Below are 25,101 nucleotides of genomic sequence, written 5' to 3'. Positions count from 1 at the left end.
GGTGTTTGGAGCCGCACGGGCTCGGCACCGCTTCCCGGGTTGCGGCGCGTACCGCCGCGCGGCAATGCCTTAGGACAAGCCGTTGAGCCCGTCCACGCCGAGCAGCCCGCCGGTTCCGCCGGATCCCGGGTCGCCCTTGGTGGTGCCCGGTCCGCCGTTGCCGCCGTTGCCGCCCGCGCCGATCAGCACCGCGTCGCCGCAACCCCACCGGATCCTCCAGCGCCACCTGCGGCCAGCTCGGCCTCACCACCCGCCCCGCCGGCGCCGCCCACGCCCAACAGCTGGCCGCTGGTACCACCGGCTGCGCCGGCGCCCGCGTCGCCGTTGACGCTGATTCCACCGGCTCCGCCGGCCCCGCCGCTGCCCAGCCAGCCGGCATCGCCACCAGACCCGCCGGTCCCACCGCCGGCGGCCCGGCCGAGCCCGCCGAACCCGCCGGCACCGGCGTCGGAGAACAACAGCCCGGCGTTGCCGCCCGCGCCACCGTCTCCACCATTGCCGGGGCCACTGCCGCCGTCACCGCCGACTCCGCCACTGCCGAACAGCGTTCCGGCGTTGCCGCCGGCCCCGCCGGCCCCACCGTCGCCGCCGCCGGCGCCGACCAGGCCGCCCAGCAGCCCGCCAGCCCCGCCGGCACCGCCAGCCCCGCCGGCACCGCCGTCACCGGACTCCAATCGCCCGCTGAATCCTCCGATCGCGCCAGTTCCACCGGTTCCGCCGGCGCCCAGCAACCCGCCGTCCCCACCGGACCCGCCAGCCCCGCCGGCGCCGCCATCGCCTGATCCAAGGACACCGCCGTCGCCGCCGGCCCCACCGGACCCTCCGGCACCGCCAGTGCCTGACAGCCACCCGCCGGCCCCGCCGGCACCACCGTCACCACCGGCAATGCCGCTGATGGCGTCGGTTCCGCCGGACCCCCCGGCCCCGCCGGTCCCGCCGGTGCCCCACAGCCCGGCGGCCCCGCCCGCTCCACCGTCGAGGCCGGAACCCGCCGCGCTGGATCCGCCGGCGCCGCCGTCGCCGAGCAGCCATCCGCCGGCGGTTCCGTCGGCTCCGCTGCCGGCTGCACCGGGGGTGCCGTTGCCGATGAGCGGGCGCCCAGTCGCGGCCTCGATGGGTGCGTTGATGGCGTTGAGTGCTTGTTGTTGCAGGGTGTGCAGGGGGGAGGTGCTCGCTGGGGCGTTGAAGCCGTCCAGACCCAGTACCAGCCCGCTGGTCCCGCCGATGCCGTTGGCGCCCGGAGTCAAGCCGGCCCCGCCGATACCGCCGTTGCCGCCGTTGCCGATCAGTACCCCGTTGCCGGCCGCACCACCTGCCCCGCCGATACCGCCGCCGTCGCCGCCGGTACCGCCGGAGCCGCCAGCGCCGCCGTTTCCGAAGAACACGCCACCCGCACCGCCGGCGCCACCGCCGCCTCCGCTACCAGCGGGTACGCCGAACGGAGGGCCTACCGCATCCGCCCCGGCCCCGCCGGCCCCGCCGACCCCGCCGTTGGAGAGCAGCCACCCGCCGTTACCACCCGCACCGCCGGCGCCCCCGTCGGCAAGTTCGCTGGTGCCCCCGGCGCCGCCGGCTCCGCCGTTGGAGAACAGCATGCCCGCGTTGCGGCCGTCCCCGCCGTTCCCGCCAGTATTTCCGCCGCCCGTAGCACCGGCCCCGCCGGCTCCACCGTTGCCGAACAGCAGGCCAGCTTCACCGCCTGCCCCACCAGCACCGCCGCCGTATCCGCCAGTGCCGCCGGACCCGCCCGTGCCGGCCAGCAACCCGGCGTTGCCGCCGGCCCCGCCAGCACCGCCGAGTCCACCCGACCCGCCGGTACCGCCGTGGCCGCCGCCGGCACCAACCAAACCGGACAGCAGCCCGCCGGCCCCGCCCTGGCCGCCGGCACCGAACAACCCGCCGGACCCGCCGGCCCCTCCGGCGCCACCGTTGCCGATGAGGTCCGGGCCGAGCGGGATCGCGCTGGCGCCACCCGCACCGCCCGCGCCGCCATTGCCGAACAGCCAACCGCCGGCCCCGCCGGTTCCGCCGACTCCACCGTTGACCGTCGATGAACTCCCGCCGGCCCCGCCGGCGCCTCCGGTACCAATCAACCCGGCCGCCCCGCCGGCACCGCCGTTTAGCCCGGGCGCACCCGAGCCCCCGGCCCCGCCGTTACCGATCAGCCAGCCGCCCGCGCCACCGTTGGCTCCGGTACCGGGGGCGCCGTTGGCGCCGTTGCCGATCAGCGGCCGTCCGGTCAGGGTTTGCACGGGCGCATTGACGGCGCCGAGCAGACCCTGAAATGGCGCGGCGTTGGCGGCCTCGGCGCTGGCGTAGGTCCCCGCGCCGTTGGCCATCAGCTGCGCAAACTGGGCATGAAACGCCTCGGCTTGCGCGCCGAGTGTCTGATAGCTCTGACCGTGGAAGGAAAACAGCGCGGCGATCGCCGCCGACACCTCATCGGCGTCCGCGGCCAGCACCGTCGTCGTCGCCCTCGCCGCGACCGCATTGGCCTCACCAAGTACCGACCCGATCCCCGTCAAATCCGACGCCGCCGCAGCGACCGCCTCGGAAGTCACATTCACAAACGACACAGCCCACCCACCTAATCAACCCATTGCGGAGAAGTCCCAGACGAACTGGGCCACGTTAATCTGCAGGTCAGGGCCGTATGTGCGGAATGGGCGGCATCGTGAAAAGTTGAGTGGGGACCCTCTAACCCCGGGCGTGCGGTTGTCTCACCACGGGTGGTGCGACCAGCGGCAACGACACCCTGCGGCCACTGGTCGCGTCTCACCGCGAGACGATGCTGGGACGGTCCGATCGGCGTCCTACGCCGGAGCCGCTAGTTGGCGCGCAGCAGCGGTCGTAGCCGCTCGGTTTTCTGGGGGGTCCAGCCCGGCGGCGACAAGACCGCGGCCCAGCCGTTGGCGACGTTGCTGACGTAGCGGTGTCCATGCCCGTCGGGAACGTCCACAGCCACCTCCATGTCCGCAGACACTTGCAGGAAGGTCACCAACGGGATCCACCGCGTTTGGGGCAGTACGTCATAGCCGCGTTTCTCGCGTAGCCAGTCCGGCTCGCTGAAGAGCAGGTCCGGCGTCCACCACGCGATGGGGTCGGAGGCGTGCTGCAGATACACCACTCGCGGTTTGCCCCACGGCGCGTCCGGGCGCTGCAGATCACTGGCGCGGGCGATGAACCGCAGGTTGTAGCCGTCGTCGTAGATGGGCAACCACTCTGGGGAACCGGGATCGCGGTTGGCGGTCAGCTCGGTCCAGACGGTGTTGTTGAACGTCGGTCCGCTGAATAACGCCCCGTCGGTGCGGGCGAGGATGTTGTTGAGGTTCATGAACGGTGCTTCGCCGCCGAAGGAACCCAAACTCTCGCCGAATACGACGAGCTTGGGGCGCTGAAACTCCGGCATCTGCCGGATCAGCTTGTCCACGGCCTCGAACAGGGCCTGGCCGGCCTGCCGGGCGTTCTCCTTGTCCACCAGGAACGACAGCCAGCTCGGCAGATAGGAATACTGCATGCTCACGATCGCGGTATTGCCGTTGTACATGTACTCGAGCGCGGAGGCTTCCGCCTCGTTGATCCAGCCGGTTCCGGTGGTCGTGGCGACCGCGACCACCGCGCGCTGCAGACCACCGGTGCGCTGCAACTCCCGCGCCGCCAGCTCCGCGGTCGCGATGATCCCGTTCGCCGAGTTCAACCCGGCATAGGCCCGGATCGGCTCGGTGGCGGGGGAACCGTTGAACGCGGTGAGATCGGCCCGGCTTGGCCCACCCTCGACGAAGACCCGGCCTTGATGCCCCAGGGATTCCCACGAAACCAATGACTGCGGTCCTCCGGATCGCAGTGCGGTATTCGGCGGTGCGCTATTGGGATCCAACTCGTCGTTGACCGAGGCGAAGGTGCTGTTCATGGAATGCATCGCGAACTTGAGCACCACACCGTTGAGCACCGTGATCGTCAGAGTTACCAGCAGCACCACCACGATGGTCGCCGACAGGCGAAATGGTGCGATCCGGTCGAGCTGGCGAACCAGAAAACTGAACAGCCGGCGGATGAACTGACCGACTTCGACGAACGCGAACAGCACGATCAGCGATACCACCGCGGTCAACGGGTAGTCGTACCACTTCAGGTGTACAATGCCCATCAGGTCGCGCACGTCGTCCTGCCAGAAGTGGAACCAGATCGCCATGAGCACGATGCCAACCCCGCCGACCGTGATGAGCGGCGGCCACACCCAGCGGGGCGGCGGTGGGCTGTCGTCTTGCGAGCGCATGTACCGGACCAGCCAGACGGCGAAAACACCCAGGCCGTATCCGATGGCCCCGGAGATGCCGCTGACCAGCCCCTGAAACAGTGGGCCGCGGGGCAGCAGCGACGGCGTCATGGAAAACCACAGGAAAATCAAGCCGACTGCGCTGCCGGTAAAGGTGTAGTGGCGAACCCACCAGGCGTTGCGAGTCGTCTTCGGTGCGGCGGTTTCCCCGCTGCCGGAAGTCTCAACCGACTCGTCGGCCGCCGGTGCCGCTTCGTCGCTGGCGTCGGTCCTGGTTGCGGAATCCATGCCGCTCATCGGTGCGTCACCTATCGGTGGGTGAAATTGGGCGGGCGCTTCTCGATGAATGCCGCCATCCCTTCGGATTGATCGGCTGTCGCGAAGGCGGAGTGGATGAGGCGACGTTCGTAGAGAAGTCCTTCGGCCAGGGTTACATCGAAAGCGCGGTTCACGGCTTCCTTGGCCATCCGGGCCGCTGACCGCGACATCTGCGAAATGGTGGTGGCCACCGCCTTTGCCTCGGTGAGCAGGTCGTCGGCCGGCACCACCCGTGAAACCAGACCACTGCGCTCCGCTTCGGCGGCGTCGATGGTGCGTCCGGTCAGGATCAGGTCCATGGCCTTGGCCTTGCCGATCGCCCGGGTCAACCGCTGTGAGCCGCCCATCCCCGGCAGGACACCGAGTTTGATCTCGGGTTGGCCGAACTTCGCGGTGTCGGCGGCGATGATCAAGTCGCACATCATGGCTACCTCGCAACCGCCACCGAGCGCGTACCCGGCCACCGCGGCGATGGTCGGGGTGCGTACGGCGGCCAGTTTGCCCCAGGCGGCGAAGAAGTCGGCGTCGAACGCTTCGGAAAACGTCAGGTCCGCCATTTCCTTGATGTCGGCTCCGGCGGCAAATGCCTTGGCTGAGCCGGTGATGATGATCGCCCCGACGCCGGGATCGTTGTCCAGCTCGGCTGCAGCGCTGGTGACTTCGTTCATCACCTGGCTGTTGAGCGCGTTGAGGGCCTGTGGCCGGTTCAGGGTGATGATGCCGACTCGCTGGTCGCGCTCGACCAGGATGGTTTCGTAGCTCATGACCTGCCTTTCTAGAAACTCAAGTCGTCGTCGACCGGTGCGAAATACGCTGCGACGTCAGACTCGGTGATCTCGGCGAACGTCGCCGGTGACCATTTCGGATTGCGGTCTTTGTCGATCAACTGTGCGCGGATGCCCTCCACCAGGTCGTGCGAGCGCAACGACGCCGAGGACACCCGATAGTCCTGGATCAAGACGTCTTCGAGCGTTTCCAGCTTGGCCGCGCGACGCACCGCCTCCAACGTCACCGACAGTGCGATGGGGGAGCGGCTGGCAATCACATTGGCGGCGTCGTTGGCTGGGCCGGCATCGTGGCCGCGCAGCGCGGCGATGATGTCGGCGACCGTGTCACCCGCGTAGCACTCGTCGATCCAGCCGCGTTGGGCGGCGAGGCCGCTGGGCGGAGGTTCGACGGCGTGGTGGGCCAGTGCGCTCTCGATTCCGTCGGAGGCGATGGCCGCGCTGAAGGCGTCGAGTTCGGCGTGCGGCACGAAGTGGTCGGCGAACCCCAGTGCGATGGCGTCGGCACCGGAGAAGGGTGCTCCGGTGAGTGCCGCGTGCAACCCCAGGGCGCCGGGGGCCCGCGAGAGCAGGTACGCCCCGCCGACGTCGGGAATGAACCCGATACCGACCTCGGGCATCGCGACCTTGGAGGTATCGGTCACCACCCGGATGTCGCCGTGGGCGCTCACGCCCACGCCGCCGCCCATCACGATGCCGTCCATCAAGGCCACGTATGGCTTGCTGAACCGGCCGATCTGGCCGTTCATCAGATACTCGTCGCGCCAGAACCGCCGTGCTTCGGCCCCGTCCTGGCGGGCGCTGTGATAGACGGCCACCACATCACCGCCGGCACACAATCCGCGTTCGCCGGCTCCGGAGACCACCACCGCGCGTACTTCGCCATCGCGCTCCCAGCGGGTAAGCACCGTGCTCAGCAGGTCCACCATTGTCTGGTTCAGCGAGTTGATCGCTTTGGGGCGGTTGAGGGTAATAAAGCCGACACCGCCGTCGACGCGGGTCAGAAATTCGTCGGACTCGCCGGTCACGGCTTCGGTCACGCTAGATCTCCCCTCCAGGGAATCTTCCAAGAGTTTGACCAGCAATCTAGATCGTGACTCGCTCTTGGGTGGCCCCGGGGCTAAGGTTTATCGTTAGCCGGACGACATCGGCGCGGTTGGGCACGAGTCCGGAAAACAGAAAACCGGCAGGTGCGTTGGGAACCCGCGCGGGCCACTGATCGTTGAGCAGTTGTTCGCACAGCTCGAACCCATAGCCATAAGAGAGGATCCGACGGTGCGGGAAACAAGTAACCCGGTATTCCGCTCGCTGCCGAAGCAGCGGGGCGGATACGCGCAATTCGGTACGGGAGCAGGGGCGGGATATGCCGCCGACCCCTATATGACTCCCTACCAGGAGACTCGTGACGCTGGGACGGCCCGGCCACTGACCATCGACGACGTCGTGACCAAGACTGGCCTGACGCTGGCCATGCTGTCCGCAACGGCCGTCGTTTCCTACTTCCTGGTTGCCCAGAACATCGCTCTGGCGATGCCGCTGACCTTGGTCGGCGCGCTCGGCGGGCTGGCGCTGGTGCTGGTCGCGACCTTCGGCCGCAAACAAGACAACCCGGCGATCGTGCTCAGCTACGCCGCGCTGGAGGGTCTGTTCCTTGGCGCCGTTTCGTTCGTTTTGGCCGCCTACACGGTGGGGTCCGCCAACGCGGGAGTGCTCATCGGGGAGGCGGTCCTGGGCACGCTCGGCGTGTTCTTCGGGATGTTGGTCGTCTACAAAACCGGGGCTATCCGAGTCACGCCTCGGTTCACTCGCATGATCGTGGCCGCCATGTTCGGCGCGCTGGCCCTCATGCTCGGCAACTTCCTGCTGGGGATGTTCGGAGTCGGCGGCGGCGAGGGCTTGGGCCTGCGCAGCGGTGGACCGCTGGCGATCCTGTTCTCGCTGGTGGTCATCGGTATCGCGGCGTTCAGCTTCCTGATCGACTTTGACGCCGCTGACCAGATGATCCGGGCCGGAGCGCCGGAGAAGGCGGCGTGGGGTATCGCGCTGGGCCTGACCGTGACGCTGGTCTGGCTCTACATCGAGATCCTGCGTCTGCTGAGTTATCTGCAGAACGACTAGTCTCGGCTCGACGAGAAAAGCCGGGGCACATATGTGCCGGCTTTTTCGTGTGTCCGCTTGGTCTCTTGAGTGTGCGGTGGTGGCCCCGAGCGTGTGCTGGTGGCGGGCTGACCCGAGTTTCACAGCCCAGGGCGCACACTCACCGCCCTGGGCGTACGCTCGACGTCTGTGCCTGAGGCGCTAGCTCAGCCGCTCGATCACCATGGCCATGCCCTGGCCGCCACCGACGCACATGGTCTCCAGGCCGAACGTCTTGTCGTGGGTCTGCAGATTGTTGAGCAAGGTGGTGGTGATACGGGCGCCGGTCATGCCGAACGGGTGTCCCAGGGCGATCGCTCCGCCAGAGACGTTCAGCTTGTCCTCGTCGATGCCCAACTCCCGGGCCGAACCCAGCACCTGCACCGCGAACGCTTCGTTGATCTCGACCAAGTCGATGTCGCTGATGGACATACCCGCCCGCTGCAGCGCCTTCTTGCAGGCCTCGATGGGGCCAAGGCCCATGATCTCCGGGGACAGACCGCTCACGCCGGTGGACACGATGCGCGCCAACGGCGTCAGGCCCAGCTCCTTGGCCTTGGTGTCGCTGGTGATCACCACTGCCGCGGCGCCGTCGTTGAGTGGACAGGCGTTGCCGGCGGTCACCGTGCCGTTGGGCCGAAACACCGGCTTGAGCTGGCTGACCTTTTCGTAGGTGGTACCCGCGCGCGGGCCATCATCGGTGCTGACTGTGGTGCCGTCGGGAAGCGTCACCGGGGAGATCTCCCGTTCGAAAAAGCCGCTCTTGATCGCCTCTTCGGCACGGTTTTGGCTGCGCACACCCCAGTGGTCTTGGTCTTCGCGGCTGATGCCCGAAATGATCGCGACGTTTTCAGCGGTCTGACCCATGGCGATATAGACGTCAGGCAGATTTCCGTCAGCGCGCGGGTCATGCCACTCCTCGGCACCCGCGGCCGCGGCGGCGGTGCGTTCCTGGGCCTCATCGAAGAGGGGGTTCTTGGTGTCGGGCAGCGAGTCGGAGTTGCCCTTGCCGAACCGGGACACGGTCTCTACGCCCGCGGAGATGAACGCGTCGCCCTCGCCGGCCTTGATCGCATGAAACGCCATCCGGGTGGTCTGCAGCGAAGACGAGCAGTACCGGTTGACCGTGGTCCCCGGCAGGAAGTCGTAGCCCAGCGCCACGGCGACGACGCGCCCGATGTTGAAGCCGGACTCACCTCCCGGGAGGCCGCAGCCCATGATCAGATCGTCGATCTGGTGCGGGTTCAGCGCGGGCACTTTGTCCAACGCGGCGCGCACCATCTGCACGGCCAAGTCGTCGGGGCGCATGCTGACCAGCGACCCTTTCATGGCGCGGCCGATCGGCGAGCGGGCTGTTGAGACTATGACGGCTTCTGGCATAACAGCTCCCTCCATTGGGGTGTGGCGAAGCCGAATCTAGCCTGACGACGAGCCTGGTGACGATTCGGGTCTTGCAGCGGCCCGTTGCCCGGCTAGGGCGTGTCTGCTTAATGTGAATGGTGTTTTGGCTGATGCTGTTTGGGTGATGCGGACGCATGCGATTTCTGATGATTTGTGGTCGCTGATCGTGGCGGTGTTGCCTGCGGGGCGGCGGCGTGGCCGGCCGTGGAACGATCATCGACGTACTCTGGAGGGCATTATCTGGCGTTACCGTACGGGATCTCCGTGGTGTGACCTGCCCGAGCACTTCGGTCCCTGGCAATCGGTGGCCGAGAGGCATCTACGCTGGTCGGTCGATGGCATCTACGCGCGGATCTTCGCGGCGATCGCCTCTGACCTCGACGCCGAGGACGCCGACCTGGGCGCACTGTTGTCGGTCGATTCGACCAGTGTGCGCGCCCACCGACACGCAGCCGGAGCGCGCTCCGGGCGCCGCACAGGGGGATCTGTCGAATTACAAGAAATATCTCGATGAGCCCGATGACCACGCCATTGGGCGTTCCCGCGGCGGGCTGACTACCAAGATCCACGCCTTGACCGACCAGCTGTGCAGTCCGGTCACCCTGGCACTGTCGGCCGGTCAAGCCGGTGATAATCCGATGCTTTGGCCACTGCTGGCCGCCCGGTGCAGCAACTCATACGCCCCGTTTCACCTGCTGGCGGACAAGGCGTACTCCCATGATTCGACGCGGGCACAGCTGCGCCGGCTCAAGATCGCCCATACCATCCCCGAGCGCAGCGACCAGATCACCCGCCGCAAAGCCAAAGGCCGCAACAGAGGACGGCCTCCGGGGTTCTCAGGCCGAATCTACAAGCACCGCAACACCGTCGAGCGAAGCTTCAACCGGCTCAAACACTGGCGCGCGGTCGCCACCTGCTACGACAAATACGCCCTGACCTACCTCGGCGGTGCCACCCTGGCCGCCATCATCACCTACCACCGCGTCCGCAATTAGCAGACAGGACCTAGCCGCTAGCCGGGATCGGGACGGGTCCACCAACCACCGGGACCGGCCGCCGCCACAGCCGGGTGACGATGGCGCCCCGGGAACGCTCCTGGCTGCTGGTGCGGAAGCTAGGCCGTGACGGCACGGGAAGCATTGCGCTCCCGATCTTTTCGCGTAACGCATCGCGCAGACTGAGGAGCAGCTGATCGGCCGCCAGGGCGTACGCCGTTGCGGATGGGTGATATCGGTCGGCGGAGAACATCCGTTCGGGTTCGGCCCGGAATTGGCGTGCCAGCAGATTGGCGAGCGGAACCGGGACCCCGCCGGCCGCCTTGACGGCGGCGGTCTGAGCGCGGGCGAGCTGGCTTCCTCGCGTGTGAGCCAGGGACCGCAACGGTTGCGGTATTGCGGTGATGACACTGAAGTCCGGGCACGTGCCGACCACCACGATTGCGCCGCGGGCGCGCAGCTTGCGTACCACCGAGCCAAGCCGTTCCGCGGAGGGGCCGATCCCGTTGAGTGCTGTTATGTCGTTGGCGCCGATGATCATGACCGCGGCGTCCGGTGGCGGTCCGGCCACAAACATCGCGTCGACCTGACCGCACACGCCTTTTGAGGTGGCGCTGACCAGGGCTTTGGTGCTCAACCGCACCCGCTTGCCGGTCTGCTCGGCGAGCTTGCGTGCCATCACCACGCCCGGCACTTCCTCGGGGCTGCCACAGCCGTATCCGCACGCCGTGGAGTCGCCGAACATCATCAGGTGTAGGTCAAAGGGGGTTCCGCGGCGCCAGCGCTGCACCGGCCCACCGCCGCGGGAGTAGACCCCATCGGCACGGGGAGGTACGTCCCAGGCTTTGGGGATGATGGTGCGCGCGTGCGTAGCCTGGCCGACCAGCAAGTTGCGTGCGCCCAGATAGGCCGTACCTGTCGAGGCGAGTGCACCCGCTGTGGCCAGAGCGATCGTCGAACGCCGCGGCACGCGTATGCCCACGCGATCAGTTTAGATCGGCTTCTCTGTTTGCGGGTCTACCTGACAAAACAGGTGAATTACGTTGTGGATCAATTGTGGTATCGAATCAGACTCATTAAGCGTTGTTTAAGAAGTAAGCTGTCAAGCTAAGTCGGAGGAGTTGGCAAATCGCGCGGGGGAGCAGGTTCAATCCGAACGCTTGGCCGCTCCATCACATGCCTTATCGGACTACAACGACGTAGGAAGTGTTGCGCATGACCGCACCTAGCAGGGTCCCCAGTAACCCTATCCATGCCAGTCGCCCACGAGACGTACTCAAGACACGTAGACTCGAGGCACGCAGATTCGCCATCAGTGATGGCGCTCCGGTCGAGGTTGTCGAGTCGGGCCCGAGCGTTGCTGCTCGGGTCGCGACGCTTGCCTCGCGGCTGACCATTCGGCCGGTGCTGGCGGTCGGTAGCCACGTGCCGCATTTACCTTGGCCATGGGGCCTCATCGATCACGCCGCGAAGGCTTTGGTCCCGGCGTCTGCCACCGTGAGGGCCGCGGTGAGCTTGCCAAATGCGGCAGCGCAACTGGTTCGGGCGCCGGGCGTGCTGCCTGCCGACGGGACCCGGCGCGTGGTCCTCTATCTCCACGGCGGCGCCTTCCTGACCTGTGGAGCAAACTCGCACGGCCGGTTGGTTGAGCTGCTTTCAAAGTTTGCTGATGCGCCCGTTCTGATCGTCAACTATCGGCTGATGCCCAAACACTCGATCGGTATGGCGCTCGATGACTGCCACGACGGCTACCGCTGGCTGAGGTTGTTGGGGTACGACCCGGAACAGATCGTGTTGGCCGGAGACTCCGCCGGCGGCTATCTCGCGCTGACTCTCGCGCAGCGGCTGCAGGAGGAAGGCGAGGAGCCGGCCGCCCTTGTCGCGATCTCGCCACTGCTGCAGCTAGCAAAGGAGCAGAAAAAGGCTCATCCCAACATTAAGCGGGATGCGATGTTCCCGCCGAAGGCTTTCGACGCGCTTGGTGAATTGGTTGCTAGCGCGGCCGCTAAAAACAAAGTTGACGGCAAGCCCGAGGAACTCTACGAGCCGCTCGAGCACATCCGGCCGGGGCTGCCGCGGACCCTGATTCACGTGTCGGGATCCGAGGTGCTGTTGCACGACGCCCAGCTGGCGGCGCGTAAGTTGGCGGCGGTCGGGGTGCCCGCCGAGGTGCGTGTCTGGCCGGGACAGGTGCACGACTTTCAGGTCGCCGGGCCGTTGTTGCCCGAGGCGACCCGCTCCCTGCGTCAGATCGGCGACTACATCCGCGAGGCAACCGGCTAGGGGGTCGCGCCGTACCCGGAGTGTGGTTCGCCGGGACCGGCCTGACACGATGAAGCCCATGCGGATCGCTCAGCACATCAGTGATCTCATCGGCGGCACACCACTGGTTCGCCTGAACGCGGTCGTTCCGGCCGGGATCGGCACGGTGGCGGCGAAGGTCGAATATCTCAACCCTGGCGGCAGCTCCAAGGACCGGATCGCGATCAATATGATCGACGCGGCCGAGGCCAGTGGAGCGCTGCGACCCGGCGGCACCATCGTCGAGCCGACGTCGGGCAATACCGGGGTGGGTCTGGCCCTGGTCGCCCAGCACCGTGGCTACAAATGCGTATTCGTCTGCCCCGACAAGGTCAGCGAGGACAAACGAAACGTCTTGCGGGCCTACGGCGCTGAGGTCGTGGTGTGCCCGACGGCGGTGCCGCCGGAGGATCCGGACAGCTACTACAGCGTCTCTGACCGGCTGGTCAGAGAAATCGACGGTGCGTGGAAGCCCGACCAGTACGCCAACCCCGAAGGCCCGGCCAGCCACTACGCGACCACCGGCCCGGAGATCTGGGCCGATACCGACGGCAAGATCACACATTTCGTTGCCGGCATCGGCACCGGTGGAACGATCAGCGGCGCGGGGCGCTACCTCAAGGAGGTGTCGGGCGGCAAGGTCCGCGTCATCGGCGCCGACCCGGAGGGGTCGGTGTATTCCGGTGGGACCGGGCGGCCCTACCTGGTCGAGGGGGTGGGCGAGGACTTCTGGCCGGCGGCCTACGACGCCATGGTGCCCGACGAGATCATCGCGGTGTCGGACTCCGACTCCTTTGACATGACCCGGCGGCTGGCCCGAGAAGAGGCGATGCTGGTGGGCGGATCCTGCGGGATGGCGGTGGTGGCCGCCCTGCGGGTCGCCGAACAAGCAGGGCCCGACGCGCTGGTTGTCGTGCTGCTGCCCGACGGCGGGCGCGGTTACATGTCGAAGATCTTCAACGACGCGTGGATGTCGTCATACGGTTTCCTGCGCAGCCGCCTCGACGGCAGGACCGATGTGTCCACGGTCGGTGATGTGTTGCGGCGCAAGTCCGGTGCATTGCCAGCTCTGGTCCACACCCACCCCTCCGAGACGGTGCGCGATGCCATCGGAATCCTGCGGGAATATGGGGTTTCGCAGATGCCGGTGGTCGGCGCCGAGCCGCCGGTGATGGCCGGTGAAGTTGCCGGCAGCGTGTCCGAACGCGAACTGCTCTCGGCCGTATTCTCGGGCAAGGCCAAGCTGGCCGACGCCGTCTCCCAGCACATGAGCCCGCCGCTGAAGTTGATCGGCGCCGGTGAATTGGTCGGTGCGGCAGGCAAGGCATTGCGGGACTGGGATGCCTTGATGGTCGTCGAGGAGGGCAAGCCGGTCGGGGTCATCACCCGGTATGACTTGTTGGGATTCCTTTCCGAAGGGGCGTTGCGGCGCTAGTCAGCCGCGGCGCCACAACTTAGCCCGGCTAGGAACAAACTCGGCTGGTAGCTACCTCCCCGACGGTGCCCAACCATGCTGGTAATGGCGCGAATCGCGGCTCGGGCGCAGCTCTAGCCTGATCTCTACGCAGACCGCCAACCTCAGGTACTGTAAGGCCGCCTACTTCAGCTAATTCCGAGTGGAAGGTTGCCCATGACCGATCAGCCGCCTCCCGGCGGGTCTTACCCCCCACCGCCTCCCGGATCCTCCGGTGGGTCGGAGCCGCCAGCTGGTGGGTACCAAGCACCACCGCCTCCCTCGGCGCCCAGTGGGGGCGGCTACCCGCCACCGCCACCGCCCCCGTCGCCCAGCACCAGCGGCTATCCGCCGCCACCGCCGCCGCCGTCGGCGCCCGGCGGCAGCCCTTATCCGCCGCCTCCGCCACCACCACCGCTGGAAGGTGGCTACCCGCCGCCGCCACCACCGTCGGCGGGTGGATACGCACCGCCCCCACCGGGGCCGGCGATTCGTGCACTGCCGGCGGAGTCCTACACGCCGTGGATCACTCGCGTGCTGGCCGCGCTCATCGACTTCGCGCCCTACGTTGTGGTTTCCGGCATCGGCTGGCTGATCATGATGGTGACCACGACCTCGTCGTGCGTGACCGACATCAGTCAGTACGACATCGGCCAGTACTGCGTATCCCAGCCGTCGATGATCGGTCAGCTGGCGCAATGGTTGTTGTCCCTGGTGGGGTTGGCCTACCTGGTATGGGACTACGGCTACCGCCAAGGCACCACCGGTTCGAGCATCGGCAAGTCGATCATGAAGTTCAAGGTGGTCAGCGAAACCACGGGGGAGCCGTTGGGCTTCGGAATGTCGGTGGTGCGCCAACTCGCGCACATCGTCGACGCGATCATCTGCTACATCGGGTTCCTGTTCCCGCTGTGGGACGCCAAGCGGCAGACGCTTGCCGACAAGATCATGACGACGGTTTGCCTACCGCTCTGAGTGAAACGCAACTCACTTGTGTCAGTGAGTGATTAGCAAAGCGCCACCTCGGCCGTGCGATTGCGGCCGGGGTGGCGTTCGCTATTAGGCTGGTCATCGATGAAGGACGATCACAAGGCGCAGCACCGGTTCGCCGGACTCGCAACACGAGCCATTCATTCCGGCTATCGCCCGGACCCGGCGACCGGAGCCGTCAACGCTCCGATCTATGCCAGCAGCACCTTCGCCCAGGACGGTGTCGGCGGGCTGCGGGGCGGCTATGAGTATGCGCGAACCGGCAATCCGACTCGCACCGCTTTGGAAGCCGCGCTTGCCGCGGTTGAAGACGCGGCGTTCGGGCGTGCGTTCAGCTCCGGCATGGCCGCCGCCGATTGCGCGCTGCGGGCAATGCTGCGACCGGGTAACCATGTCGTCATCCCCGACGACGCCTACGGCGGCACCTTCCGGTTGATTGACAAGGTCTTCACCGGGTGGAACGTCGAGTACACGCCGGTAGCCCTGGCGGATCTGGATGCGGTGCGTGCGGCGATAAGACCAACCACCCGACTGATTTGGGTGGAAACACCGACCAATCCGCTGCTGTCGATCGCCGACATCGCCGGCATCGCCCAGCTGGGTGCGGACAGCTCGGCGAAAGTTCTGGTGGACAACACCTTCGCATCTCCGGCGCTGCAGCAGCCGCTATCGCTGGGCGCCGACGTGGTGCTGCACTCCACCACCAAGTACATCGGTGGTCACTCCGATGTGGTGGGTGGCGCACTGGTGACCAATGACGAAGAGCTGGACCAGTCTTTTGCCTTCTTGCAGAACGGGGCGGGCGCGGTGCCGGGCCCGTTCGACGCGTACCTGACCATGCGCGGCCTAAAAACCCTGGTCCTGCGCATGCAGAGGCACAGTGAGAATGCCGCTGCCGTGGCGGAATTCCTCGCCGAACATCCCGCGATCAGCACCGTGTTGTACCCCGGGCTGCCCAGTCACCCCGGCCATGTCGTGGCGGCGCGGCAGATGCGCGGGTTTGGCGGCATGGTTTCGGTGCGGATGCGAGCCGGCCGCACCGCCGCCGAACAGCTGTGTGCCAAGACGAACATCTTCATCCTGGCCGAATCGCTAGGCGGTGTGGAGTCGCTGATCGAGCATCCCAGCGCGATGACTCACGCGTCTACCGCGGGTTCGCAGCTGGAAGTGCCCGATGACCTGGTGCGGCTGTCGGTCGGTATCGAAGACGTTGCCGATCTCCTCGACGACCTCAAACAGGCGCTGGGCTAACCCCGGCGCGAGCAGCCCGCGAACAGACACAGAATCGCACGCGCAGCGCGCGCTGGGTGCGATTCTGTGTCTGCTCGTCAGGTCAGGAGTGGTAGGGCTCGGCGCTGATCAGCGTGACCTCGATGACGCTGCCGTTGGGCACGGTGTAGCTACGGGTCTCACCGACCTTGGCGTCGATCAGGGCGCCACCGAGCGGGGAATTCGGCGAGTACACCTCGAGCTTGCCGTCGTTGACGCCTTCTTGGCGGGTGGCGATGAGGAATGTCTCGCTATCGGACTGGTCGCCGTTGTAGTAGACCTTCACCACGGAACCGGGCAGGGCGATACCGGACTGCTTGGGCGCTTCGCCGACCTTGGCGTTGTTGAGCAGGTCCTGCAGCTGGCGGATGCGGGCCTCTTGCTGGCCCTGCTCTTCGCGGGCGGCGTGGTAGCCGCCGTTCTCGCGCAGGTCGCCCTCTTCGCGGCGGTCATTGATTTCGGCGGCGATGATCGGACGATTGGCGATCAAGTGATCGAGCTCGGCCTTGAGTCGGTCATGTGACTCCTGGGTTAACCAGGTCACCTGAGTATCCGTCATCTCGTGGCGCTCCTTGTGTTGTCTTTTGGCGCATGCGCGCAAGTTGCTGATCCCGCATCAACCCGGTATCGGGCGTACGCGGGCCCCCACCCCGGTCGCTGCCACTCCGCTTTTGCTCACGGCCATTAATGCAGCAATACACGGTCCCGGTCAGGACCGTGTATCTAGCAATGTTACCACCGCTCTAACAGTCGGTGACTGCATATGCGCAGTTCGGGGTTTGTTGCGCGGTCAAGGTGAGCGCAAGTAAGCGGGCACATCTGTGCCGCAACCGTATACGTCCGCCATCAAGGGCGGCTTGCTCGATTTCAGGGTCGTCGTCACCTGCACGGTGGTTTGGTCCGAGGGCGGCACCAGCACCTCTCGCCGGCCGGTCTCGCTACCGTCCTTGGCCCGGACGCGCACGATGCAATCGACCGGCCGTGACGGGTCTGACCGCGTCACGCTGATCGTCACCGATGCCGTCTGGTCATCGATCACGCGGTAGCCGGCCAATTTGCCGGTAACGGCGTTGGTGACGATCCGCTGGTAGCCGATCACGGCAAGCGCGGTCCCGGCCACCACCAACACCGCCAGAGCGATGAGGATGTAGCGCCGCGACCTACCGGAGAGTCGAGACCGCCCATAGCGGGCTTCGGGACGGGATATGGGTGCTGGATTCATGCCTGGCTTGGCGGATCGGGGAAGGGCTGTGGGCGGGCGTCAGGCGCCGGACGCCAAGATGGAACGATTGAGAACTGAAATTATAGTGGCGCAATCGGCCGGCGAGCAGACGGCCCGACCAGCAGACGGACAAGGGAGCACGTGAGCAAACTGCGGCTGATGGCGGTGCATGCCCACCCCGACGACGAGTCCAGTAAGGGCGCCGCCACTCTTGCCCGGTACGCGGACGAGGGTCATCGCGTGCTGGTGGTGACGTTGACCGGGGGCGAGCGTGGCGAGATTCTCAACCCGGCGATGGATCTGCCCGACGTGCACGGGCACATCTCCGAAATTCGCCGCGACGAGATGGCGAAGGCGGCCGAGATTCTCGGTGTGGAGCACACCTGGCTGGGGTTCGTCGACTCCGGACTGCCGAAGGGGGATCCGCCGCCCCCGCTGCCCGAGGGGTGTTTCGCCCTGGTGCCCTTGGAAGATTCCATCGAAGCGCTGGTACGTGTGGTGCGGGAATTCCGGCCCCACGTGATGACGACCTACGACGAGAACGGCGGCTACCCGCACCCCGACCACATCCGCTGCCACCAGGTCTCCATCGGCGCCTACGAGGCCGCTGCCGACTATCTGCGATTCCCGGATGCCGGTGAGCCCTGGACGGTGTCCAAGCTCTACTACATCCACGGCTTCCTGCGTGAGCGCATGCGGATTCTGCAAGACGAGTTCATCAAGCGCGGCCAGGAAGGGCCGTTCGGCAAGTGGCTCGAGCACTGGCATCCCGACCACGATCCGTTTGCCAACCGAGTTACCACCCGCGTTGAGTGCTCGGGCTATTTTGCCCAACGCGACGACGCCTTGCGAGCGCATGCGACCCAGATCGACCCCAACGCCGAATTCTTCGCAGCGCCGCTGTCGTGGCAGCGTGAACTCTGGCCGACCGAGGAATTCGAGTTGGCCCGCTCGCGCATCCCCATCGGTCTGCCTGAGACCGAGTTGTTCGCCGGAATCGAGTCGAGCCAATGAACCAGTTTCTGCTCACTGTGATTGCAGACGATGCACCGCGCAATACCGGACCCGATTTCGGCAAGGCCAGTCCGTTGGGGCTGCTCGTCGTCGTGGTCTTGGTCATCGCCACGTTGTTTCTGCTGCGATCGATGAACCGGCAACTCAGGAAGGTCCCGGAATCCTTTGATCGTGCGCACCCCGAGCCGGATCAGGCGGCCGACGAGGGCACGGATGTGGTGGACGTCGAGGAACCGCCCGCCGCGGACGGTGGCGCAACCACGCGATCGCCGGGGCCGGCCGATGACCCCGGCTGATTCATCGGCCGGTTTCTCCGGAACCAATACCCTCGCGCAGGCCACCAGTCCGTACCTGCGCCAGCACGCCGACAACCCCGTGCATTGGCAGCAATGGACACCGCAGGCGCTGGCTGACGCCGCCGCGCGCGACGTGCCGATTCTGTTGTCGATCGGATACGCCGCGTGTCACTGGTGTCACGTCATGGCCCATGAATCGTTCGAGGACGACAAGGTGGCGGCGGTGATGAACGCGGGCTTCGTCAACATCAAGGTGGATCGCGAGGAACGGCCCGATATCGACGCGGTCTACATGAACGCCACTGTTGCCCTCACCGGGCAGGGCGGCTGGCCGATGACGTGCTTCCTGACCCCTGATGGGCGGCCCTTCTACTGCGGCACCTACTACCCGAAAGCCGGTTTTCTGCAGCTGCTCTCGGCCGTATCGGAGACCTGGCGGGAACGTCGCGGCGAGGTGGAGGAGGCCTCCGACCACATTGCCGGTGAGTTGCGTTCGATGGCGTCCGGACCGCCCGGCGGCGGTCCCGACGTGGCGCCGGAGCTGTGTGACCATGCCGTCGCGGTCGTCTTGGGTGAGCAGGACACGGTTCATGGTGGCTGGGGCACCGCGCCCAAGTTCCCGCCGTCGGCGCTGCTGGAAGCGTTGCTGCGGCACTACGAGCGCACCGGCTCCCCGGCCGCACTGGCTGCGGTGTCGCGCACCGGCGCCGCGATGGCCCGCGGCGGCATCTATGACCAACTTGCCGGCGGCTTCGCCCGATACAGCGTCGACAAGGCCTGGGTGGTACCGCATTTCGAGAAGATGTTGTACGACAACGCGCTGCTGTTGCGGGCTTATGCGCACTGGGCCCGGCGGACCGGTGATGAGTTGGCGCGCCGCGTCGCGGCCCAGACCGCGGGGTTTCTGCTCAACGGGCTGGCCGCTGGCGGCATGTTCACCTCCTCGCTGGATGCCGACACCGACGGCCGCGAGGGTTCGACCTATGTCTGGACTCCCGAACAGCTGATCGAGCTCCTAGGTGAGGACGACGGCCGTTGGGCCGCAGAGGTTTACGCGGTGACCGCGGCCGGCACCTTCGAACACGGCGCGTCGGTGTTGCAGCTGCCCTCGGATCCGCACGACGCCGAGCGGCTGCAGCGGGTCAGCGGCGCACTGTCGGCGGCCCGGCGCGGGCGCGCGCAACCCGGTCGCGATGACAAGGTCGTTACCTCCTGGAACGGGTTGGCGATCACGGCGCTGGTCGAGGCCAGCATTGCCCTGCAGCAGCCCGAATTGGGGCAAGCCGCACGGCGATGCGCACGCGTGTTGCTGGACTTGCACGTGGTCGACGGCCGGTTGCGCCGCGCCAGCCTCGGCGGTGTGGTCGGCGACAGCGCGGCCATCCTCGAGGACCATGCCATGCTGGCCACCGGCCTGTTGGCGCTCTATCAGTTGACTTCCGAACCGGGTTGGCTGACCTCGGCCTGCGATTTGCTGGATACCGCATTGGCGCACTTCGGCGATCCGCAGCGGCCCGGTCGCTGGTTCGACACCGCCGACGACGCCGAGCGGCTGATGCTGCGCCCGGGCGACCCGCTCGACGGGGCCACGCCATCGGGCGCGTCTTCGATCGCCGAAGCCCTGCTGACCGCCGCACACCTGGTCGCCGACGACCGCGCCCCGCGCTACCTGCAAGCCGCCACGGAAACGTTGCGTGAACGTTCGGTCTTGCTCGCACGCGCACCGAGGTCGGCAGGGCACTGGCTGTCCGTCGCGGAGACGGCGGTGCGGGGACCGCTGCAGATCGCGGTTGCCTGCGACGATCCACAGTCAGAGCTGCTGGCCGCCGCCCGCCGGCTGGCGCCGGGTGGAGCCATCGTCGTTGGCGGCCGGCTGGACTCGGCACCGTTGCTGATCGGACGGGATCGGGTGGCGGGCGCGGACGCCGCCTATGTCTGCCGGGGACGGGTCTGCGACCTGCCGGTGACCGGTACCGACGAACTGGCCGCAGCTCTGCCAGTGCCCGGGTAGTAGCGTGCGTCACATGCCGAATTCCGCTGAGAGGTCCCAAGCGATTACCGAAACGGTCAACCGATACATGTCGGTGCTGGCCGACGGCGACGCCGACGATCTGGTCGGCTTCTACGCCGACGACGCGACCCTCGAGGATCCGGTCGGGGGAGAGGTGCACATCGGTACCCGAGCCATCCACGGCTTCTATTCGGCGATCGCGGGCCTGACGCGAGAGTGCGAGTTGGTGTCGCTGCGGGTGTGCGGCAACGAGGCGGCTTTTCAGTTCCGGCTGACCGTGACCAGCGGCGACAGCAAGATGCGGGTGGAGCCAATCGAGGTCATGGTCTTCGATCGCTCCGGCAAGGTGGCCGCGATGAAGGCGTATTGGTCAGCGGCCGACGTGACCCATCTGTAGCGATGTGAGGCGCTGCCGAAGCAGCGCTCAGAACACCACGAACCACATCGCGATGTAGTGGCAGATCGCCGCGACCGCGGTGCAGGCGTGGAAGAACTCGTGGTAGCCGAATGTCGAAGGCCACGGATCCGGCCAGCGCACGGCGTAGAGAATGCCGCCGATGCTGTACAGGGCGCCGCCGACAAACAGCAGCACCAGCGCCGCTACCCCGGCGTTGTGCAGAATCGTCGCGGTGTACCAGACCGCGACCCAACCCAGCAGCAGGTAGAGCGGGACACCCACCCAGCGCGGCGCCGTCGGCCAGCACATCTTGAGCAGAATCCCGGCGATCGCACCGCCCCACACGATCGACAACACCACTCGTCCGTCGTGTCCCGGCAATGCCATCAGGGCGAACGGGGTGTAGCTACCGGCGATGAACACGAAGATCATCGAGTGATCGGCCCGCTTCATCCATTTGTGCGTGGTCGCGGATGCCCAGTTGACTCGGTGGTAGGTGGCGCTCACGGTGAACATCACCACGGTGGCCGTGACGTAGGCGAGCGTGGCCAGGCCGGCTTCGGTGGAACCCACCGCCCAGGAGACCGCAACCAGCGATGCGCCCGCCAAAACAGCGGTGCCGGCCGAGTAGACGTGGATCCAGCCGCGGAAGCGCGGCTTGGTGAACGCGCGTGCGACCCCCTCGACGAGGTGATGGGCAGCGTTGGGTACGGCTAGACCCTGTGGTTCGGGTTCTGCGGTGCGGGTCATACTGGCCTGGCTGCTCATTTCGCCCATTGCCCCGTCTGGTGATTGCCGGATATTGGTCACCGATCACAGTAGTCGCCCCGAGCGGAGGCGGGCTTGCGACTTGGCGTGATCTTGCGGCGAATCAAGGCCGGAATTTGGTGCGCGCCACAGTAGTCTGGATTCTCGTGGAGATCATCCCGCCGCGGCTCAAGGAGCCGTTGTATCGGCTGTATGAGCTGCGGCTGCGGCAAGGCCTGGCAGCCACGAGCTCCGAGTTGCCACGGCACATCGCGGTGCTGTGTGACGGCAATCGCCGTTGGGCCCGCGATGCGGGTTATGACGACGTCAGCTACGGCTACCGGATGGGTGCCGCCAAGATCGCCGAGATGTTGCGGTGGTGCCAGGAAGCCGGCATCGAGATGACCACCGTCTACCTGCTGTCCACTGAAAACCTGCAGCGCGACCCCGACGAGCTCGCGGCGCTGATCGAGATCATCACCGACGTCGTGGAAGAGATCTGTGCCCCGGCCAACCGCTGGAGTGTGCGTACCGTCGGCGACTTGGAGCTGCTCGGCGATGAACCGGCGCGTCGGCTGCGCGAGGCCGTGGAATCGACGCCGGCCACCGCGCAGTTCCATGTGAACGTGGCAGTCGGCTACGGCGGGCGTCGCGAGATCGTCGACGCGGTGCGGGCGCTGCTGAGCAAGGAACTCGCCAACGGCGCGACCGCTGAGGAGCTTATCGACGCGGTGAGCGTTGAGGGCATTTCGGAGAACCTCTACACCTCGGGGCAACCCGACCCTGATCTGGTCATCCGCACGTCCGGCGAGCAGCGGCTGTCCGGGTTCTTGTTGTGGCAGAGCGCCTACTCGGAGATGTGGTTCACCGAGGCGCACTGGCCAGCGTTTCGGCGGGTCGATTTTCTGCGCGCATTGCGCGACTACAGCATGCGCCATCGCCGGTACGGCAAGTAATCGCGTGCGGCACTGAGCCCGCCGGTCGTGTCTGCCGGTTCGCTTCGGCGCAAGCCGGGGGCGTGTTGCCCGTGATCGTGGCGCGGCAATGGTGCGTTGTCGCCGGCACCGGCGTGCCCCCTTCCGCGCCTTGGGATATCCGGGCGGCTGAAATGTACGTGGTTGTGCGACTGCGTATTTGAGTCTGATATCCCGGCCCGGGAGGGCGATCACCAATTCAGGCACCACGCCCACGATTTCGCCACCACCTCGATCAATGGCTCGGCTCCCACCAACGGCGCGCCGCTGGGATACCCCTCGATCTACGAGGTCTGGCACTGCGGCACCGGATCGGTGGGCGCCAACCTCCCCTGCAATTGGGGCAGAACCGGGGACAGACCTGGTTCAACCATCGATTCCTTCTCCACCGAGGTGCCACCGACCGTTAGCGCCACCACGTTGGGCTACCACGGCGAGGGCGCATCGGCGGTACGGCGAGGCCGTGGCGTGGAACACTGGGCGCATGGCTGCGCTGTCGGCGGTGGTGTTCACGCTCAGCGGTTGGCTGGGGCTCTACCTGCTGGCCCGCGACCCGCGCAAGCCGGTGCTGGTATGGGCCGCCATTGGGCTATGCGGGTTTGCCCTTGTCTTGGCGTTGGATGCGGTACGCAACACCAGCATGGCCCACGCCCAGTTGCTCGGTCAGCTGGAGATCTACCTGGTCGCTGTGCCGGGCGTGGCATGGTTCGGCGTTCTGCTCGAGTTGTCGGTGGCGCCCGAGCGCCCTTGGGCACGCAAAGCCGAGTTGCTGCTGATCGCGGCCGTCGGCGCGCTGGCCCTGCTGGGTGCGGCCATCGCGGGCAGCGTGGCAGGGCCGCTGCGGCCCGGTCACTGGCTGATGTTTGCGGTGATCTCGGCGGCAACGCTGGGCGCCATGGTGGCCGTGTTGGTGCGGCCGGCGCAGCCGATGCCGGTGGTCGGCGTGGTCATCGTCGCGATGCTGTTCTTCGCGCTGGGCAATGCCATTCTGGTGATTCCGCTGGGGCTGGTACCTAGCTGGCTGGCCCTGGCCTCAACGGGATTCGACGTGTTGTTGCTCGGCGTGGCCGTGGCGGTATGGGACGCCTTCGACGAAGGCCAGGCGTTGCGCGCGGACATGCTGCGCTCGTTCGCGGGTGCGATGGCGGTCGCGGGTGTGTCGGGCGGTCAGGCGCTGATCGGGTTGGCCTTGATCCGTGATGAGCCCACCGCTTCGACCGTGCTGACGGTGCTGCTGTTCACCAGCCTGTCGATCGCCATCGCCGTGCAGGTGTTGGCCGACCCAATGGCCGGGGTACTGGACCGGCTGGCGTTTTCGAAATCGCCGGCACTACGCGCCGACCGCGCGGCACTGCGCCACACCGGTGCGGCGCTACCGCTGCGGTCGGCGGATCCGCTTGCCGGCATCGATGACGAGACCTTTGTCAGGCTGACCCGCAGAGCGCTGGGGCACTACGGTGACCTGGCCAAGCTCGTCGCCAGCCCGTTGACCGCGTTGCCCGTGATTGATCAGCGGCTGGCCACCCGTGGGGTTCCCGACCAGCCGCTGGAACGGGCCAACGAACTCAAGGCCGTCCTGGCCGAAGGCATCAAGCGACTCAAGCCGCGTGAGGATGGTGATTTCGGAACCACCGAACAGTGGCGTTATTACAACTCGTTGTACTTTCCCTACGTCGTCGGTATGCGCGCCTACGCGCAGAATGCCACCGCGGCGGGTTTGGATCCCATCGCCCGGCAGGCCTGGCAATGGCTGGTGACCGAGGTCCCGCAGCGGTCACTGCACAACTGGCAGAACGCGGCTGCTCGGCTGATCGCGGCCGATTTGCGCGGGCGCATCACGGTGGCCAGCGACTAGTCTTGCCGGCCCCCGCCCGGCGGGCGTTGACGGCACTGCCCGCAACTGCCTGACAGCGGGGAAAACGACCTGGTCACTGGGCCTATGGCAGCAGTTGGCAGTGCCATGCGTCGATCTGGCAGTGCGCAGGCGGCAGTCTCAAAACTGTTCCACCGACCGCCTTTTCGCACAGTCCCAAGGAGTAATGCAATGACCGCAATCTCGGGCCCGACAACCCGGCCCCTCTCCGATTCGACGGACGCACTGCTGCGTTTCGCGATGCGCGCGGACGCCACATTGACCGGAATCATGGGCCTGGCCCTCGCTGCGGCCGCCGACCCGATTTCGTCGCTGACCGGCCTGACATCCGCTCAGGAATACAGCATCGGTGCCTTCTTCGTGCTCTACGGCCTGTTGGTGTTCGGCCTCGCCGCGATACCCAACCTGCGTCGCGCCGGGATAGGGGTGGTCGTCGGCGACCTCGTCTACACCGTGGGCGCGATCGTCGCCGCCGAACTAGTGCCGATGACTGGCATCGGGGTGGCCGCGACACTGGCCAGCGGCGTGTTCACAGCGGCATTTGCCGGGCTGCAGTACCTGGGAGTGCGTCGTATCACGGCCTGAACTCCCCTTCCCGCTGGTGCGGGGCGCCCCCGATAGCTGAGGTGGGTGCCCCGCACCA

22 protein-coding genes and 1 pseudogene are annotated in these 25,101 nt (G+C 66.8%); 13 read left to right on the top strand and 10 right to left on the bottom strand.

Annotated features, from left to right (window positions below; translation table 11 throughout):
* Nucleotides 1-69 precede the first annotated feature (69 nt).
* The 5 genes from G6N41_RS29855 to G6N41_RS00765 all read right to left on the bottom strand — a co-directional run bounded on the left by G6N41_RS29855 (nt 70) and on the right by G6N41_RS00765 (nt 6,407).
* Nucleotides 70-189 (bottom strand): PE family protein, encoded by a 120-nt coding sequence (locus G6N41_RS29855; RefSeq protein WP_231608750.1) that lies wholly within the window; start codon nt 187-189, stop codon nt 70-72.
* Nucleotides 183-2,576 carry a PE family protein gene (locus G6N41_RS00780; RefSeq protein ID WP_231608749.1) on the bottom strand — a complete coding sequence of 798 codons (2,394 nt, stop codon included), beginning with the start codon at nt 2,574-2,576 and terminating at the stop codon, nt 183-185. The genes G6N41_RS29855 and G6N41_RS00780 overlap by 7 nt, the downstream gene beginning before the upstream one ends.
* A gap of 251 nt (nt 2,577-2,827) precedes the next feature.
* Nucleotides 2,828-4,573, bottom strand: a complete 1,746-nt coding sequence (locus G6N41_RS00775) for an alpha/beta hydrolase (protein WP_198966306.1) — start codon at nt 4,571-4,573, stop codon at nt 2,828-2,830.
* Between the two features lie 11 nt (nt 4,574-4,584).
* A complete protein-coding gene (locus tag G6N41_RS00770; RefSeq protein ID WP_198966305.1) occupies nt 4,585-5,358 on the bottom strand; it encodes an enoyl-CoA hydratase in 774 nt (257 codons plus the stop codon).
* 11 nt (nt 5,359-5,369) lie between these two features.
* Nucleotides 5,370-6,407 (bottom strand): enoyl-CoA hydratase/isomerase family protein, encoded by a 1,038-nt coding sequence (locus tag G6N41_RS00765; RefSeq protein WP_198967669.1) that lies wholly within the window; start codon nt 6,405-6,407, stop codon nt 5,370-5,372.
* Nucleotides 6,408-6,654: 247 nt separating this feature from the next.
* On the opposite strand from G6N41_RS00765, the gene G6N41_RS00760 reads away from it, so the two are divergent.
* Nucleotides 6,655-7,497 carry a Bax inhibitor-1/YccA family protein gene (locus G6N41_RS00760; RefSeq protein ID WP_020729789.1) on the top strand — a complete coding sequence of 281 codons (843 nt, stop codon included), beginning with the start codon at nt 6,655-6,657 and terminating at the stop codon, nt 7,495-7,497.
* A gap of 180 nt (nt 7,498-7,677) precedes the next feature.
* On the opposite strand, the gene G6N41_RS00755 is transcribed toward G6N41_RS00760, so the two are convergent.
* Nucleotides 7,678-8,895, bottom strand: a complete 1,218-nt coding sequence (locus G6N41_RS00755) for an acetyl-CoA C-acetyltransferase (RefSeq protein ID WP_015356919.1) — start codon at nt 8,893-8,895, stop codon at nt 7,678-7,680.
* 142 nt (nt 8,896-9,037) lie between these two features.
* Here G6N41_RS00755 and G6N41_RS00750 point away from each other — a divergent pair.
* Nucleotides 9,038-9,911, top strand: a pseudogene (locus G6N41_RS00750) (IS5 family transposase).
* 10 nt (nt 9,912-9,921) lie between these two features.
* Here G6N41_RS00750 and G6N41_RS00745 read toward each other — a convergent pair.
* Entirely contained in the window at nt 9,922-10,881 is a 960-nt protein-coding gene (locus G6N41_RS00745) for an SGNH/GDSL hydrolase family protein (protein WP_198967668.1), read from the bottom strand.
* 245 nt (nt 10,882-11,126) lie between these two features.
* On the opposite strand from G6N41_RS00745, the gene G6N41_RS00740 reads away from it, so the two are divergent.
* The 4 genes from G6N41_RS00740 (at nt 11,127) to G6N41_RS00725 (ending at nt 15,906) form a co-directional block, all read left to right on the top strand.
* Nucleotides 11,127-12,194 carry an alpha/beta hydrolase gene (locus tag G6N41_RS00740; protein ID WP_198967667.1) on the top strand — a complete coding sequence of 356 codons (1,068 nt, stop codon included), beginning with the start codon at nt 11,127-11,129 and terminating at the stop codon, nt 12,192-12,194.
* A gap of 58 nt (nt 12,195-12,252) precedes the next feature.
* On the top strand, nt 12,253-13,647 hold the full coding sequence (locus G6N41_RS00735; protein WP_198967666.1) for a cystathionine beta-synthase: 1,395 nt from the start codon (nt 12,253-12,255) through the stop codon (nt 13,645-13,647).
* A gap of 195 nt (nt 13,648-13,842) precedes the next feature.
* On the top strand, nt 13,843-14,640 hold the full coding sequence (locus tag G6N41_RS00730; protein ID WP_198966304.1) for an RDD family protein: 798 nt from the start codon (nt 13,843-13,845) through the stop codon (nt 14,638-14,640).
* A gap of 99 nt (nt 14,641-14,739) precedes the next feature.
* On the top strand, nt 14,740-15,906 hold the full coding sequence (locus tag G6N41_RS00725; RefSeq protein ID WP_198966303.1) for a cystathionine gamma-synthase: 1,167 nt from the start codon (nt 14,740-14,742) through the stop codon (nt 15,904-15,906).
* A gap of 82 nt (nt 15,907-15,988) precedes the next feature.
* Here G6N41_RS00725 and greA read toward each other — a convergent pair whose 3' ends face one another.
* Together greA and G6N41_RS00715 are read right to left on the bottom strand one after the other, a co-directional pair.
* On the bottom strand, nt 15,989-16,483 hold the full coding sequence (greA, locus tag G6N41_RS00720) for a transcription elongation factor GreA (protein WP_011738576.1): 495 nt from the start codon (nt 16,481-16,483) through the stop codon (nt 15,989-15,991).
* A gap of 231 nt (nt 16,484-16,714) precedes the next feature.
* Complete coding sequence (locus G6N41_RS00715) at nt 16,715-17,146, bottom strand: DUF4307 domain-containing protein (RefSeq protein ID WP_198966302.1); 432 nt, start codon at nt 17,144-17,146, stop codon at nt 16,715-16,717.
* Between the two features lie 141 nt (nt 17,147-17,287).
* Here G6N41_RS00715 and mca point away from each other — a divergent pair, with 141 nt between their 5' ends.
* Genes mca through G6N41_RS00695 form a run of 4 tightly spaced genes read left to right on the top strand, consistent with a single transcriptional unit; the run spans nt 17,288 to nt 20,864 of the window.
* Complete coding sequence (gene mca / locus G6N41_RS00710) at nt 17,288-18,160, top strand: mycothiol conjugate amidase Mca (RefSeq protein WP_012395944.1); 873 nt, start codon at nt 17,288-17,290, stop codon at nt 18,158-18,160.
* Nucleotides 18,157-18,456: a hypothetical protein gene (locus tag G6N41_RS00705; protein WP_011738573.1), complete on the top strand. Its 300-nt coding sequence runs from the start codon at nt 18,157-18,159 to the stop codon at nt 18,454-18,456. The genes mca and G6N41_RS00705 overlap by 4 nt, the downstream gene beginning before the upstream one ends.
* Nucleotides 18,443-20,467: a thioredoxin domain-containing protein gene (locus G6N41_RS00700; protein ID WP_198966301.1), complete on the top strand. Its 2,025-nt coding sequence runs from the start codon at nt 18,443-18,445 to the stop codon at nt 20,465-20,467. The genes G6N41_RS00705 and G6N41_RS00700 overlap by 14 nt, the downstream gene beginning before the upstream one ends.
* A gap of 13 nt (nt 20,468-20,480) precedes the next feature.
* Nucleotides 20,481-20,864, top strand: a complete 384-nt coding sequence (locus tag G6N41_RS00695) for a nuclear transport factor 2 family protein (RefSeq protein ID WP_038580554.1) — start codon at nt 20,481-20,483, stop codon at nt 20,862-20,864.
* 27 nt (nt 20,865-20,891) lie between these two features.
* Here G6N41_RS00695 and trhA read toward each other — a convergent pair whose 3' ends face one another.
* Nucleotides 20,892-21,632, bottom strand: a complete 741-nt coding sequence (gene trhA / locus G6N41_RS00690) for a PAQR family membrane homeostasis protein TrhA (RefSeq protein ID WP_407663712.1) — start codon at nt 21,630-21,632, stop codon at nt 20,892-20,894.
* A 146-nt stretch (nt 21,633-21,778) separates the two neighbouring features.
* Between trhA and G6N41_RS00685 the strand changes: the two genes are divergently transcribed.
* The 3 genes from G6N41_RS00685 (at nt 21,779) to G6N41_RS00675 (ending at nt 25,043) form a co-directional block, all read left to right on the top strand.
* Entirely contained in the window at nt 21,779-22,567 is a 789-nt protein-coding gene (locus tag G6N41_RS00685; RefSeq protein ID WP_020729799.1) for a (2Z,6E)-farnesyl diphosphate synthase, read from the top strand.
* A 502-nt stretch (nt 22,568-23,069) separates the two neighbouring features.
* Nucleotides 23,070-24,440, top strand: a complete 1,371-nt coding sequence (locus tag G6N41_RS00680) for a hypothetical protein (RefSeq protein WP_198967665.1) — start codon at nt 23,070-23,072, stop codon at nt 24,438-24,440.
* A gap of 189 nt (nt 24,441-24,629) precedes the next feature.
* Nucleotides 24,630-25,043, top strand: coding sequence for a hypothetical protein (locus G6N41_RS00675; protein WP_198966299.1), 414 nt, complete (start codon nt 24,630-24,632; stop codon nt 25,041-25,043).
* The last annotated feature ends 58 nt before the right edge of the window (nt 25,044-25,101 follow it).

Origin of the sequence: Mycobacterium shottsii (genome assembly GCF_010728525.1) — a bacterium.
GTDB lineage: Bacteria > Actinomycetota > Actinomycetes > Mycobacteriales > Mycobacteriaceae > Mycobacterium > Mycobacterium marinum.
The sequence above is the reverse complement of the archived record's forward strand: the minus strand, read 5'-3'. Positions and strand labels throughout refer to the sequence as shown.